This is a genomic window from Bradyrhizobium sp. CB2312, assembly GCF_029714425.1.
Lineage (GTDB): Bacteria > Pseudomonadota > Alphaproteobacteria > Rhizobiales > Xanthobacteraceae > Bradyrhizobium.
The window spans coordinates 221949-236335 of sequence record NZ_CP121668.1 but is presented as its reverse complement, the minus strand read 5'-3'; the positions used below and the strand labels follow the sequence as shown (position 1 = coordinate 236335).

Here is a 14387-nt window from a genome sequence, read left to right as displayed (position 1 = left end):
GGCCCATGAGCATGTCGGCAATCGAACGTGTCATTCCACTGGTCGGCCATCTGCCGCCCTCGATCCGCGAGGGTCTGGCACGGCGCATGCGCGAGCTCACCGGCCTCGGCATGGTCGCGCTCGCGGGCGTGGCCTCGGCCGCGCTGATGACCTGGTCGGTGCAGGATCCCAGCCTCAGCCACGCGACCTCGCGACCGATCCGCAACATCCTCGGCTATGCTGGCGCGATCGGCGCCGACCTTGCGATGCAGATCCTCGGGCTCGGCGCCATCATGCTGATCCTGACCGTCGCGGTCTGGGGCTGGCGCATGATGACGCATCGCCCGTTCGACCGCGAAGCGCTGCGGCTCGGCTCCTGGATCCTTTGCACCGTGATCGCGGCGGGCTTCGTCAGCTGCTGGCCGCATGGCGGCGCCTGGCCGCTGCCGACCGGCCTCGGCGGCGTGGTCGGCGACGCGCTGGTGCGCGCGCCCGCGGTGATTTTCGGACCCGCCGGCACGATCTACCGCATGATCCTTGGTACGATCCTGTTCGCAGCCATGACCGCGACCTTCCTGATCGCCTGCGGCCTCGGCGCACGCGAGCACGACGACGAGCTCGCGGAGATCGAGGATGACGACAAGCCGCTCGACGAGGACGAGGAGAGCGACCGCGGCTCGGTCTCGCTGGGCTGGCTGTTCCATGCGCTGATGAGCACGAAAGCGCGGCTGATCTGGCTGCTTGGCGCAGCCTATCGCTCGCTGGTCTCGAGCGGACCCAAGACCAAGGCCGTCGCGTTCAGCCGCCAGGAGCCGAATCTCGGCGGCGGCCGCGCTGCGCCCTCGATCTCGCCGCAGTCCGAGGACGAGGACGACGAGGACGAGCACGAGGAGGACGAAGAGGAAGGCGAGGAGGAAGAGGAAGAAGAGGAGGAGCCGGCTGCGCGCGCCCCGCGCAAGAAGGCCGCGCCGAAGGCGGCGGCCAAGAAGAGCTCCGACAAGTTCGATCTTCCCTCCGTCTCCATGCTGGCCGCACCGAAGGCCGGCGATCGCCAGCCGCTCAGCAAGGCCGAGCTGGAAACCAATTCGCGCTCGCTCGAAGGCGTGCTGCAGGATTTCGGTGTGCGCGGCGAGATCGTGAAGGCCAATCCGGGGCCCGTCGTCACGCTGTACGAGCTGGAACCGGCGCCCGGCATCAAGTCCTCGCGCGTGATTGGTCTAGCCGACGACATCGCCCGCTCGATGAGCGCGCTGTCGGCGCGCGTCGCCGTCGTGCCCGGCCGCAATGCGATCGGCATCGAGCTGCCGAACGCGCATCGCGAAAAGGTTTACCTGCGCGAACTGCTGGTCGCGAAGGAAGCGACCGAGACGGTGGCAAAGCTGCCGCTCTGCCTCGGCAAGACCATCGGCGGCGATCCCGTCATCATCGACCTCGCGCGCACGCCGCACATGCTGATCGCCGGTACCACCGGCTCCGGCAAGTCGGTCGCGATCAACACCATGATCCTCAGCCTGGTCTACCGGCTACGCCCCGATCAGTGCCGCCTGATCATGGTCGATCCGAAGATGCTCGAACTGTCCGTCTATGACGGCATTCCCCATCTGCTCACGCCTGTCGTGACCGATCCGAAGAAGGCGGTGGTCGCGCTGAAATGGGCCGTGCGCGAGATGGAAGAGCGCTACAAGAACATGGCCAAGCTCGGCGTGCGCAACATCGACGGCTACAACACGCGCCTGCTCGAGCTGAAAGCCAAGGGCGAGGAGCCGACGCGCACGGTGCATACCGGCTTCGACAAGGAGACCGGCAAGGCGATCTACGAGGAAGAGAAGCTCTCGCTCGATCCGCTGCCCTACATCGTCATCATCGTCGACGAAATGGCCGACCTGATGATGGTCGCGGGCAAGGACATCGAAGGCGCGGTGCAGCGCCTCGCGCAGATGGCGCGCGCCGCCGGCCTGCACGTGATCCTGGCGACGCAGCGCCCGTCGGTCGACGTCATCACCGGCACCATCAAGGCCAACTTCCCGACCCGCATCGCCTTCCAGGTGACGTCGAAGATCGACAGCCGCACCATCCTCGGCGAGATGGGCGCCGAGCAGCTGCTCGGCCAGGGCGACATGCTCTACATGGCGGGCGGCGGCCGCATCAGCCGCGTGCATGGACCGTTCGCCTCCGACGAGGAAGTCGAGAAGGTGGTGCGTCACCTCAAGACGCAGGGCCAGCCGGAATACCTCGAAGCGGTTACCGCGGAAGAGCCGACCGAGGACGAGGATGGCGCGGTGTTCGACGCCACCGGCATGGGCGCAGACGGCGGCGGCGACCTGTTTGCGCAGGCCGTTGCGATCGTCAAACGCGACCGCAAGGCCTCGACCAGCTACATTCAGCGCCGCCTGCAGATCGGCTATAACCGCGCCGCGTCGCTGATGGAGCGCATGGAACTGGAAGGCATCGTCGGACCCGCCAACCACGCCGGAAAGCGCGAGATTCTGGTCGAGGAAGAAGACAGCCACATGTGAGGCAGCCGCCTCTGAACGAAATTTCACGTAGAATCGATATCTGCTTTTGCCCGAAATCACGCTAAAAGACGCCCAGCCACACAGGACGAAGCGTTGATCAGACATCCGGACACTCGATTCGCTGCCAGCATCGCCGCGCGAAGCGTGCGCATGGCCGGCGCGCTTCTCATCACCGCCGCGATGGTGACCACTGCGTCGCTCGCGCAGAACGTCCCCGTGCCGAAGCCTGCGCCGAAGGGCCGCGATGGCGGAGCATCCGCCGGCGGGCCCGCGGTCACCGGCGCGACCCAGACGCCGCCGAATCCGGTCATCCCGGATCCGCGCCGCAACGTGCCGAGCAGCATCTTCCAGACCTTCGACGACAGGCAGAAGGCGCAAGCCGCCAAGGTCAGCGCCTATCTGTCCTCGCTTCAGACGCTGGTCGGGAATTTCGTGCAGGTTGGCCCCGACGGCAGCAAGACGCAAGGCGACTTCTACATCCAGAAGCCCGGCAAGGTGCGCTTCGAATATGACGCGCCGAGCCCGATCGACATCGTCGCTGACGGATCCTCGCTGGTGGTGCGCGACCGCAAGCTGGCGACCCAGGACGTCTATCCGCTGTCGCAGACGCCGCTGCGCTTCCTGTTGTCCGACCGCATCGACCTGATGAAGGACACCAATGTCGTCAACGTCACGGCCGACGACCTCTTCGTCAGTGTGACCATCGAGGAGAAACAGGCGCTGGTCGGCACTAGCCGCTTGCTGCTGATGTTCGGCGCCAAGGACGGCCAGCTCAAGCAATGGACCGTCACCGACCCGCAGGGCTACGACACCACCATCGCGGTCTACAATCTGGATTCGAGCAAGAAGCTCGACCCCGGCATGTTCAAGATCGATTTCACCAATTACGGCCCCGCGCCGGGCTGAGACCTGATGGCTGCGCCGATGATCGTCATGCCCGGGCTTGTCCCGGGCATCCACGTTTTTGGGCCCACAAAAAGGCGTGGATGGCCGGGTCAAGCCCGGCCATGACGGATGGAGTTTGTTAGATCGTTCCCATGCGTCTTTCCCTGACAACCTGGAACATCAATTCGGTGCGGCTGCGCATCGACCTGGTCGCGAAATTCCTCAAGAGCGCGCGGCCAGACGTGCTGTGCCTGCAGGAAACCAAGTGCATCGACGATGCCTTTCCGCTGAAGCGCTTCAAGCGGCTCGGCTATGAGCATGTCGCGCTGAACGGGCAGAAGGGCTATCACGGCGTCGCCATCGTCTCGAAGCTTCCATTCGAGTCGAAAGACATCCGCACCTTCTGTGACAAGTTGGATTCGCGTCATATCTCGGTGTCGTTCGGCGAGAAGGCCAACATCGCAAAGCCGCTGGTGCTGCATAATTTCTACGTGCCCGCCGGCGGCGACATTCCCGATCCGGCGCTGAACGAGAAGTTCGATCACAAGCTGCGCTTCCTCGACGAGATGACGGCCTGCGAGCCGCTGCATCCGCGCGGTGATGACAGGCACATCCTGGTCGGCGATCTCAACGTCGCCCCGCACGAGAACGACGTGTGGTCGCACAAGCAGCTTCTCAAAGTGGTCTCGCACACGCCTGTCGAAACCGAGAAGCTCAAGGCGGCACTCGCAGCCGGCGAATGGATCGACGTCGCGCGCGACCGCATTCCGATGTCGGAAAAGGTCTATACGTGGTGGAGCTACCGCTCCGCCGACTGGACCGTCGGCGACCGCGGCCGCCGGCTCGACCACATCTGGGTGTCGCGCGCGCTGAAGGATGCGGTCAGTGATTTCAAGATCCTGCGCGACGCGCGGAGCTGGGAGCGTCCGTCGGACCATGTCCCGGTGACGGTGACGCTGGAGGTGTAAACTCCTACCGTCATTCCGGGCTCGCGCTACGCGCGCCCCGGAATGACGGATGGAGAGAGCTACGATGTCAGCTTCGCGCCCGCCATCAGGATGTCGCTGGCGATCTGGCTCGAGCGCACCGCGAACTCGTCGCGCAGGCGGACGGCCGCAGCCGGATCGCTTTCGAGCACACGCTGGAACAGGCTGCGCGCGACGCGGATGACGGAGGCGTGCTCGAGCGCGATCGCGCTCGACGGCCGCTTCATCGGCACCACCAGCGCAAGCTCGCCGATCAGCGCGCCGGGGCCTGCGATCATCTCGGCACCGGCGCCGTCATCGACCCGGAAGGCGCCGCGCTGGACCACGAAGCCGGCATCGGCCTCGTCGCCGAGATTGAACAAGACGTCGCCGCGGACGAAGTTGCGCTGCTCGGAGCCGATCGCCAGCATGCGCAACGAGGCGTCTCCCAACAGGCGCAGGGTCGGGACACGCTCGAGAAGCGCTACGTCGTCGTCGATTGACATTCAGGTCCGAGGCTCAAGGGCACGATATCTAAAACGATTCGCGCGCCCCCGAAGCGTATCACGGCACCAGTTTGTAGCCACCGGCTTCCGTGACCAGGATCTCCGGGTTGGCGGCGTCCTTCTCGATCTTCTGGCGCAGGCGGTAGATGTGGGTTTCCAGCGTGTGCGTGGTGACGCCGGAATTGTAGCCCCAGACCTCCTGGAGCAGGGTCTCGCGCGAGACCGGCATCTGGCCGGCCCGATAGAGGAAGCGGAGGATGGCGGTTTCCTTTTCCGTCAGCCGCACCTTGCGGGCATTGGCCGCGGTGAGCATTTTCGAGCCGGGGCGGAAGGAGTAGGGGCCGACCGAGAACACCGCGTCCTCGCTGGCCTCGTGCTGGCGAAGCTGGGCGCGGATGCGGGCCAGCAGCACGGCGAAACGGAAGGGCTTTGCGACATAGTCGTTGGCGCCGGATTCCAGCCCCAAAATCGTGTCGGAATCTGTGTCATGCCCGGTCAGCATGATGATCGGGGCCTTGAAGCCGCCCTTGCGCAAGGAGCGGACCACTTCGCGCCCGTCGGTGTCGGGCAGGCCGACATCCATCAGGACCAGATCGGGGGAATTGGCCTTTGCGGCGCTCGCACCCTTGGCGCCGGTATCGACGGCGGAGGCTTCGAATTCTTCGTGCAGCGATAATTGCTCCACCAACGTATCGCGCAGATCGGTATCGTCATCCACGATCAGGATCTTGCGGGCATTGGCCATAGGGGGTCATCCTTTTGGAGTCCGGCTCGACGCGCATGCATGCTGCACCCAGCCGCGAGGGAAAGTTAGGGGGTCGCCGTTATTATTGTTGTTCGTGTTGAAGTAGTGGGCTGTTACCGATTCTCAAGCCAGAACCACTCTAACGCAGAATAGCAGGGCGATTTGATGAATGTCCTGTAATGAATTCGACATTGCACGGTCACAGGAAAAACAAAGCTATGTCAGCTAGTTACACCGGAAATCGGCGCTCCGGACCGCTGGCTGCGATCCGCGTCAGGCCCGCCGCCGGCAATCCGCGCCGGGGCTGGCTGACCGCCGGCGCGCTGACCATTCCGGTGGCGCTGGGGCGGGGCGGCATTCTCGCCAACAAGCGCGAGGGCGACGGCGCCACCCCCAGGGGCAGTTTCCGTCCCAGGCAATTGTGGTGGCGAGCCGACCGGCACAGCCGCCCCAAGACCTTCCTTCCGGCCCGGACCATCACCGGCGCGGACGCCTGGTGCGAAGATCCCGGCGACCGCCATTACAACCAATGGATCCGGCGCGGGCAGGGCGAGGGTGGCGACCGGCTCAAGCGGGACGACCATCTCTACGACTTCATCATCGAGATCGACCACAATACAAGGCCGCGCATCGCCGGCCGCGGCAGCGCCGTCTTCCTGCATCTCGTGCGCGACAATTTCGGGCCGACCGCAGGCTGCGTCTCCATGACCAAGGCGGCGATGCTGCAATTGCTGCGACGGCTCGGACCAAAAACAAAAATCATCATCGGGTGAGGACGCATGCTGGACAGGGATCAAATCGCCGCCGCTTCACAGGTCCTGGTCAGACATTGGCGCGACGGCACCAAGCTCGACGCGCTGGAGGCGCGCCTGCGGCCACAGAGCCGCACTGACGGCTATGCCATCCAGGCGGCGCTCGAAACGCAGTCGCTCGGAAAGCTGTTCGGCTGGAAGATCGCAGCAACCAGCGAGGCCGGGCAGAAGCACATCAACGTCGCGGGACCGCAGGCCGGCCGCATCATGAGCGACACGGTGATCGCCGACGGCGGCACCGCGTCGATGAAGGGCAACGAGATGCGCGTCGGCGAGCCGGAATTCGCCTTCCGCATGGGACGCGAGCTGCCGCCGCGCGCCGCGCCCTACAGCGTCGACGAGGTGCTCGCCGCCGTCGAGACCCTGCATCCTGCGATCGAGATTCCCGATTCGCGCTTTGCCGATTTCGCCAGCGCCGGCGAGGCGCAGCTGATCGCCGACAATGCCTGCGCGCATCTGTTCGTGCTGGGCGCGGCGACGTCAGCGAACTGGCGCGCGATGGATCTCGTCGAGGAGCGGCCACAGATCACGCTGCGCGGCCAGCACTACACCGGCCACGGCAAGAACGTACTCGGCGATCCCCGCGTTGCCCTCACCTGGCTCGCCAACGAGCTGCGCGCGCTCGGCCTTACATTGCGGGCAGGGGAGGTGGTGACGACAGGCACCTGCCATCCGCCGCTGCCGATCCAGGCCGGCGATCATTTTGCGGTGGAGTTTGGTGTGCTGGGGAAGGTGTCGGTGGGGTTTGTGTAGGCGTTCCACGCTTTGCCGTCATTGCGAGCCCAACTCTCTCCACTCGTCATTGCGAGGAGCACTTGCGACGAAGCAATCCAGAATCCTCCGCGGAAAGATTCTGGATTGCTTCGCTGCGCTCGCAATGACGAATTCGAGAGCCGTTGCTGCGCGAGGCCTCGCCAGCGGCGATCACCGGTGCCCGAAGATCGCGCTGCCCACGCGAACATGGGTGGCGCCCAACATGATGGCCGTCGCGAAATCCGCGCTCATGCCCATCGAGAGATTCTTCAACCCATTGCGCGCGGCTATCTTGGCGGTGAGCGCGAAATGCGCCGCCGGCGGCTCGTCGACCGGCGGGATGCACATCAGGCCGGAGATCGTCAGCCCATAGGTGTCGCGGCAGCTCGCGAGGAAGGCGTCCGCCTCGCCGGGGGCGACGCCGGCCTTCTGCGGCTCCTCGCCGGTGTTGATCTGGACGAACAGCTGCGGGTGCTTTTTCTGGGATTCGATTTCCTTGGCTAACGCTTGGCAAATGCTCGGGCGGTCAACCGAATGGATGGCATCGAACAGCGCAACGGCCTCTTTCGCCTTGTTGGATTGCAGCGGTCCGATCAGGTGCAGCGCGATATCGGGGTAAACAGACGTTAACGCGGGCCACTTGCCCTTGGCCTCCTGCACGCGATTCTCGCCAAATACGCGCTGTCCGGCGTCGATAACCGGTGTAATTGCATCCGCGGCGAACGTCTTCGACACCGCGATCAGCGTCACCGAGGCGCGATCGCGCTGCGCATCCCTGCAGGCGCGTGCAATCTCGGCTTCGACCGCGGCGAGCGCGCTTGGTGAATGGCCGGTTACCGGCGCGTCGTTGTGTGCTGTCATGACGTCGATTGACCGTGAACGTACGGGAGGTAAGTCCAATTTTACCGAGTTCAAGAAAGAGTTTTTGAACCCTTCGCTTTACCTTGCCCGCGGGGTGGGCAGCGAAGATGGCAAACGTCAGTTTCAACCGCAAACGAGCGAAACTCAAGCAGCTTCTCGGGATCCGGGCGCGGCTCGCCTTGCTCGCGGTGATTCTGGTGACGCCCTTGATGTTCGAGCGCATCCGCTCGCTCGAAGACACGCGCGCCAAGCAGATCGCGCAGGCTGCGGCCGAATTCACCACCATTGCAAGGCACAGCGCCGATGCACAGCGCGAGGTGATCTCCTCGGTCGAGACCATCCTGAAATCGGAAGCCTTCATCCGCGCCTCCGCCGGCGGCATCAGCAAGAGCTGCGACGTGCTGCGCGCGAGCCTGCCGTCGAACCTGCCGTGGATCCGCACGCTTTTGATCGCCGGCCAGGACGGGCGCATTCAGTGCGCCACCAACAACATGTATGTCGGCCTCGACCTCAGCGACCGACCCTACTTTCAGCAGGCGCAGGAAACCGGCCGCTTCGTGCTGAGCGACTTCATCATGTCACGGCCCGTGCCGTCGCCGACCGTGATGGCGGTCTATCCGGTGTCCGCCTTCAGCGGCGTCGCGGATGCCGTCGTGCTCGCCACCGTCAACCTCGACTGGATGTCGAAGGTCATGAGCAATCTCGGCGGCCGCGACGGCATCACCGCGGTGCTGGTCGACAGCGCCGGCACCGTGCTGGCCGCGCCCGCCGACCAGCATGGCGCGGTCGGCCGCCCCCTCGACAACATGCCGCTGATGTCGGCGATCGCCGACAAGGCATTGCGGTCGGACCAGGACGAAGGCTCGCTGTCCTTTCTCGCGGCCGACGGCTCGCGCCGCGCGGTCAGCTACATTCGCATCGCCGGCACCAATGCCCGCCTGATCGCCAGCATTGACGAGGACAAGGTGTCGGCAGCGGTCAGCCGCGACATTCGCACCGCCTATCTCCAGCTCGCCTTCGTCGTGCTGTTCGTCCTGCTCGGCGCGCTGATCGCCGCCGAGAAGCTCGTGATCAAGCCGATCGAGATGCTGGCCGACATGGCCAAGCGCCTCGGCGAAGGCGATCTTTCAGCGCGTGCCGCGCGCAACCGGCTGCCGGCCGAGTTCGTGCCGCTGGCCCGCGCCTTCAATGCGATGGCGGCGCAGCTCAGCCAGCGCGAGCGCGAGTTGATCGCGAGCAACGACCGCCTGACCGTGATGGCCTCGATCGACATGCTGTCGGGCCTCGCCAACCGCCGCGGCTTCCAGAGCCGGCTCGATTTCGAATGGATGCGCGCGCAGCAATATGGCAGCGAGCTCGCGCTGCTGATGATCGACGTCGACCACTTCAAGCTCTTCAATGACACCTACGGCCATCTCGAAGGCGATTCCTGCCTGACCAGGCTCGGCGAATCGCTGTCCGGCATCGCCGCTGACACCATGGGCTTTGCCGCGCGCTATGGCGGCGAGGAGTTCTGCCTGCTGTTGCCGAACACCGACGTGGACCGCGCCGTCGAGATCGGCGAGCAGGTGCGCGCGGCCGTGCTGAAGCTGTGCCTGCCGCACATCACGTCCAGCCACATGATCGTCACCGTCTCGATCGGCGTTGCCGCGACCACGCCAAACGAGGCCTTGCGTCCCGGCGATCTCATCGAAGCCGCCGACGCCGCGCTCTACGCCGCAAAGCACCGCGGCCGCAACAACGTCGTCGAGCACGGCGTGCAGGCGATCGAGAATGGCGCCGCCGAGATGATGATGGTCGCCAGCGCCTAAAGCGCGATGAGATTTGGATGAATCGTCATCGCGCTTCAGGTTGTTGTTTACGCATGATCTTTCCGGAAAACCGCTCCGCACTTTTCCGGATCATGCTTAGCCCGCAGCGCCGGCGCGATCGAGCTCGATCTCGGTCACCACGCGATTGCGGCCGCCGCCCTTGGCGAGATAGAGCGCGCGGTCGCAGCGCTCGATCAGATCAGTGATCGCTTCCCCGGCCCGGTACTGCGCAACGCCGATCGACACGCTGATGCCGGGCAGAGTCTCGCCGGTCGAGCGGCGCGTGATCGTGCATTCGGCGATCGCGCGCCTGATGCGCTCGGCAATCTCGGTACAGGTGGCAAGGTCGGCGTCCGGCAGCACCGCGATCAGCTCCTCGCCGCCATAGCGCGCCGGCAGATCCTGCGGACGGACCTTTTCGCGCAACACCTTTGCCATCAGCCGCAATACCTGGTCGCCGACGCCATGACCGAAATTGTCGTTGAAGGTCTTGAAGTGGTCGATGTCGAGCAGGAGCACGCTGAGCGGCTCGCCCCAATCCGCCGTCGCCTGCGCCTTGCGCAGGAATTCGTCGAGCGCGCGGCGATTTGCCAGGCCGGTCAGCGTGTCGGTGCGGGCGCGCTCCTCCGACCTCGACAGCGAATCGCGGATCACGTCGAGCTCGCGGGTCTTTTCGGCAAAACCGGCCTCGAGCCGCGTCGCCCTGGTCGCGGCCCGCGCCAGCTCGTTCATGAGCTGGGCGACCAGCACCTTCGGATCGACGCCGGCCTTGCCCTGGTCGGCCACCTCGCTGATCGCCTGCATCTGGGAATGATTGTCGGCGATTGCGGTCGTCAGAAACTCCCTCGCCGTACCCATCAGGGTATGTAGCCGCTCCGACGTGGCGGTAACCACGGTATTCACCTGAGGCGCGACATAGGTCTCGAACAGATCCAGACTGGTCCTGTTATCGAAGGGCCGATTGTGGTCGATCAGGAGATCGATGGCGTTGCGCAGATCGTCATGGCTGCCCGCGAAATATTGGAACCAGACCGCGAAATTGATCGGCGTCGGCGGAATCCGCTGTTCGGCCATGGCCTGTATCGCCCGTCCGGCGATGGACGCGGCATAGTCGTAATCGGGATCGTCGAAGCTGGAATCCATCGCGGCATCGGGGTCTTAGCAGGCCGCAACCTCGCACCGAGCCCTTAATCAGCCCCCAACAAGGGGCTCAGTACTTATGCGGAGGCGGTGGGCCAAAGTTCCCAATCGCGGCAACCCATTGACCCCCCGAGGACTTCTATGGCCTAGTCCGCCGTCTTTAGACGGCCGAATCCAAGAAAACCAACGATTCCATGACCTCCGAACGCTATAACGCCCGCGACGCCGAACCGCGCTGGCAACGCCAATGGGACGAACAGGCGATCTTCGTCTCGAAGAACGATGATTCGCGGCCGAAATACTACGTCCTCGAGATGTTCCCCTACCCGTCCGGGCGCATCCATATCGGCCATGTCCGCAACTACACGCTCGGCGACGTGCTGGCCCGCTTCATGCGCGCGAAGGGCTACAACGTGCTGCACCCGATGGGCTGGGATGCGTTCGGCCTGCCGGCCGAGAATGCCGCCATCGAGCGCAAGGTCGCGCCGAAAGCCTGGACCTACGACAACATCGCCGCGATGAAGAAGCAGCTCCGCTCGATCGGGCTGTCGCTGGACTGGTCACGCGAATTCGCGACCTGCGACCCCAGCTACTACAAGCATCAGCAGAAGATGTTCTTGGACATGCTCGCCGCGGGCCTCGCCGAGCGTGAGAAGCGCAAGCTCAACTGGGATCCGGTCGACATGACCGTGCTCGCCAATGAGCAGGTCATCGACGGCCGCGGCTGGCGCTCGGGCGCGATCGTCGAGCAGCGCGAGATGAGCCAGTGGGTCTTCAAGATCACGAAGTACTCGCAGGAGCTGCTGTCGGCGCTCGATGGACTCGACCGCTGGCCCGACAAGGTGCGGCTGATGCAGCGCAACTGGATCGGCCGCTCCGAGGGCCTCTTGATCCGCTTCGCGCTCGATCAGGCGACGACACCTGCCGGCGAGAGCGAGCTGAAGATCTTCACGACGCGCCCCGACACGCTGTTCGGCGCGAAATTCATGGCGATCTCGGCGGATCATCCGCTGGCGCAGGCGGCTGCCGCGAAGAACCCGAAGCTTGCGGAATTCATCTCCGACATCAAGAAGATCGGCACCGCGCAGGAGATCATCGACACCGCGGAGAAGCAGGGTTTTGACACCGGCATCCGCGCGGTGCACCCGTTCGATCCCTCCTGGAAGCTGCCAGTGTATGTCGCGAACTTCGTGCTGATGGAATACGGCACCGGCGCGATCTTCGGTTGCCCCGCGCACGACCAGCGCGACCTCGACTTCGTCAACAAATACAATCTCGGCAACACGCCCGTCGTTTGCCCCGAAGGCCAGGACCCCACGACGTTCGTCATCACGGACACCGCCTATGACGGTGACGGCCGCATGATCAATTCGCGCTTCCTCGACGGCATGACGATCGATCAGGCCAAGGAAGAGGTCGCCAAGCGTCTCGAGACCGAGTTGCGCGGCAACGCGCCGGTCGGCGAGCGCCAGGTCAATTTCCGCCTGCGCGACTGGGGCATTTCGCGCCAGCGCTATTGGGGCTGCCCGATTCCCGTCATCCACTGTCCGAAGTGCGACGTGGTCCCAGTGCCGGATGCAGACCTGCCGGTGGTGCTGCCGGAGGATGTGAGCTTCGACAAGCCGGGCAATGCGCTCGACCATCACCCGACCTGGAAGCACGTCACCTGCCCCAAATGTGGTGGCAAGGCCCAGCGCGAAACCGACACCATGGACACCTTCGTGGATTCGTCCTGGTACTTTGCGCGCTTCACCGATCCCTGGAACGAGAACGCGCCGACGACGCCTGCGGTCGCCAACCGGATGCTGCCGGTCGACCAGTATATCGGCGGCGTCGAGCACGCGATCCTGCATCTGCTCTACAGCCGCTTCTTCACCCGCGCGATGAAGGCGACCGGACACATCGCGCTGGACGAGCCGTTCGCCGGCATGTTCACGCAAGGCATGGTGGTGCACGAGACCTACCAGACGGCCGACGGCACCTATGTGCAGCCGGCCGAAGTGAAGATCGAGGTCGGCGGCAATGGCCGCCGCGCCACGCTGCTGGCTTCAGGCGAAGACGTCACGATCGGTCCGATCGAGAAGATGTCGAAGTCGAAGAAGAACACGGTCGATCCCGACGACATCATCGAGACCTATGGCGCCGACGTCGCCCGCTGGTTCATGCTGTCGGACTCTCCGCCCGACCGCGACGTGATCTGGAGCGACGAGCGCGTCCAGGGCGCCTCGCGCTTCGTGCAGCGGCTGTGGCGGCTGGTGAACGACTCCGTGGATCTCGGCAAGGCCGCGCCGGCGGACCGCCCGGCCAGCTTCGGGGCGGATGCGACCGCCTTGCGCAAGGCCGCCCATGGTGCGCTGGACAAGGTCACCACCGGCATCGAGCGGCTGCACTTCAATGTCTGCCTCGCCCATATCCGCGAATTCGCCAATGCTTTTTCGGAGGTGCTCCAGCGTCCCGGCCAGCCGGCCCCCGATTTGGCTTGGGCGATCCGGGAGGCGAGCCAGATCCTGGTCCAGCTGTTCTCCCCGATGATGCCGCACCTCGCCGAGGAGTGCTGGCAGGTTCTGGGGCATTCCAGGCTGGTTTCGGAGGCCAATTGGCCGCAAATCGAACGCGATTTGCTGGTTGAAGACAGCGTGACCCTGGTGGTCCAGGTCAACGGCAAGAAGCGGGGTGAGGTCACAGTTGCAACAGCGGCCCAGAATCCGGAAATCGAGGCTGCCGTTCTGGCCCTCGATGCGGTAAAGCTGGCCCTGGACGGCAAGCCTGTCCGCAAAGTGATCATCGTCCCCAAGAGGATCGTGAATGTTGTCGGCTAGGATCCGTATCGCAGCCCGCTTGCTGGCGGTCGTCGCTCTGGCGGCACTGACGGCCGGCTGCTTCCAGCCGATGTATGCCGAGCGGAACGACGGCACCCCCGGCCTGCGCGAAAAGCTGATGGGGGTCGAGCTTCCGCCAATCAACAAGCCCAACGCCTCCCGCGAGGCCCGCGTCGGCGTCGAGGTCCGCAATGCCCTGGCCTTCAAGCTCTACGGCACCGCCACGGGCATGCCGCCGACCCACCGCCTCGACATCCGCTTCACGTCCAGCAAGTCGTCGCTGCTGGTCGATCCCAATACGGCCCTGCCGACCAGCGAAAACTACGGCATCGATGCCCAGTACAATCTGATCGAGGTCGCGACCGGCAAGTCGGTGATGACCGGCACCACGTTCTCGCGCGTGTCCTACGACATGCCCGGCTCCTATCAGCGCTTCGCCCGCAACCGCGCCGTGCGCGACGCCGAGGATCGCGCCGCCAACGAGATCGCCGAGAACATCACGACCCGGCTTGCCGCGTTCTTCACCGCGGGCACGTAAAGCCCTTCCGTCATTCCGGGGCACGCGACGCGTGAACCCGGAATCTCGATCCCCAAC

The 14387-nt window shown here is 64.8% G+C and carries 12 protein-coding genes; 8 read left to right on the top strand and 4 right to left on the bottom strand.

Annotation, left to right across the window (positions count from 1 at the left end; translation table 11 throughout):
* The first annotated feature begins 5 nt into the window (after nucleotides 1-5).
* From QA642_RS01115 to xth, 3 genes are all read left to right on the top strand, one after another.
* The gene (locus QA642_RS01115) at nucleotides 6-2495 is read left to right on the top strand and encodes a DNA translocase FtsK (protein ID WP_283083004.1); all 2490 of its coding nucleotides are present in this window, start codon (nucleotides 6-8) and stop codon (nucleotides 2493-2495) included.
* A 150-nt stretch (nucleotides 2496-2645) separates the two neighbouring features.
* Complete coding sequence (locus QA642_RS01110) at nucleotides 2646-3401, top strand: outer membrane lipoprotein carrier protein LolA (protein ID WP_283083003.1); 756 nt, start codon at nucleotides 2646-2648, stop codon at nucleotides 3399-3401.
* A 131-nt stretch (nucleotides 3402-3532) separates the two neighbouring features.
* Nucleotides 3533-4348: an exodeoxyribonuclease III gene (xth, locus tag QA642_RS01105; RefSeq protein ID WP_283083002.1), complete on the top strand. Its 816-nt coding sequence runs from the start codon at nucleotides 3533-3535 to the stop codon at nucleotides 4346-4348.
* A gap of 59 nt (nucleotides 4349-4407) precedes the next feature.
* On the opposite strand, the gene QA642_RS01100 is transcribed toward xth, so the two are convergent.
* Together QA642_RS01100 and QA642_RS01095 are read right to left on the bottom strand one after the other, a co-directional pair.
* On the bottom strand, nucleotides 4408-4851 hold the full coding sequence (locus QA642_RS01100; RefSeq protein WP_092211606.1) for a cyclic nucleotide-binding domain-containing protein: 444 nt from the start codon (nucleotides 4849-4851) through the stop codon (nucleotides 4408-4410).
* 58 nt (nucleotides 4852-4909) lie between these two features.
* On the bottom strand, nucleotides 4910-5596 hold the full coding sequence (locus tag QA642_RS01095; protein ID WP_008142830.1) for a response regulator: 687 nt from the start codon (nucleotides 5594-5596) through the stop codon (nucleotides 4910-4912).
* 218 nt (nucleotides 5597-5814) lie between these two features.
* Between QA642_RS01095 and QA642_RS01090 the strand changes: the two genes are divergently transcribed.
* Together QA642_RS01090 and QA642_RS01085 are read left to right on the top strand one after the other, a co-directional pair.
* Entirely contained in the window at nucleotides 5815-6369 is a 555-nt protein-coding gene (locus QA642_RS01090) for a L,D-transpeptidase family protein (protein WP_283083001.1), read from the top strand.
* A gap of 6 nt (nucleotides 6370-6375) precedes the next feature.
* Nucleotides 6376-7161 (top strand): fumarylacetoacetate hydrolase family protein, encoded by a 786-nt coding sequence (locus QA642_RS01085; protein WP_283083000.1) that lies wholly within the window; start codon nucleotides 6376-6378, stop codon nucleotides 7159-7161.
* 171 nt (nucleotides 7162-7332) lie between these two features.
* Here QA642_RS01085 and QA642_RS01080 read toward each other — a convergent pair whose 3' ends face one another.
* On the bottom strand, nucleotides 7333-8022 hold the full coding sequence (locus QA642_RS01080; protein WP_283087129.1) for a YggS family pyridoxal phosphate-dependent enzyme: 690 nt from the start codon (nucleotides 8020-8022) through the stop codon (nucleotides 7333-7335).
* Nucleotides 8023-8129: 107 nt separating this feature from the next.
* Here QA642_RS01080 and QA642_RS01075 point away from each other — a divergent pair, with 107 nt between their 5' ends.
* Nucleotides 8130-9833: a diguanylate cyclase gene (locus QA642_RS01075; protein WP_283082999.1), complete on the top strand. Its 1704-nt coding sequence runs from the start codon at nucleotides 8130-8132 to the stop codon at nucleotides 9831-9833.
* Between the two features lie 96 nt (nucleotides 9834-9929).
* Here QA642_RS01075 and QA642_RS01070 read toward each other — a convergent pair whose 3' ends face one another.
* The gene (locus QA642_RS01070) at nucleotides 9930-10976 is read right to left on the bottom strand and encodes a GGDEF domain-containing protein (protein ID WP_283082997.1); all 1047 of its coding nucleotides are present in this window, start codon (nucleotides 10974-10976) and stop codon (nucleotides 9930-9932) included.
* A 191-nt stretch (nucleotides 10977-11167) separates the two neighbouring features.
* Here QA642_RS01070 and leuS point away from each other — a divergent pair, with 191 nt between their 5' ends.
* Both leuS and lptE read left to right on the top strand, forming a co-directional pair.
* Complete coding sequence (gene leuS, locus QA642_RS01065) at nucleotides 11168-13792, top strand: leucine--tRNA ligase (protein WP_283082996.1); 2625 nt, start codon at nucleotides 11168-11170, stop codon at nucleotides 13790-13792.
* On the top strand, nucleotides 13779-14330 hold the full coding sequence (lptE, locus tag QA642_RS01060; protein WP_283082995.1) for an LPS assembly lipoprotein LptE: 552 nt from the start codon (nucleotides 13779-13781) through the stop codon (nucleotides 14328-14330). Before leuS ends, lptE begins: the two co-directional genes overlap by 14 nt.
* Nucleotides 14331-14387: the final 57 nt, after the last annotated feature.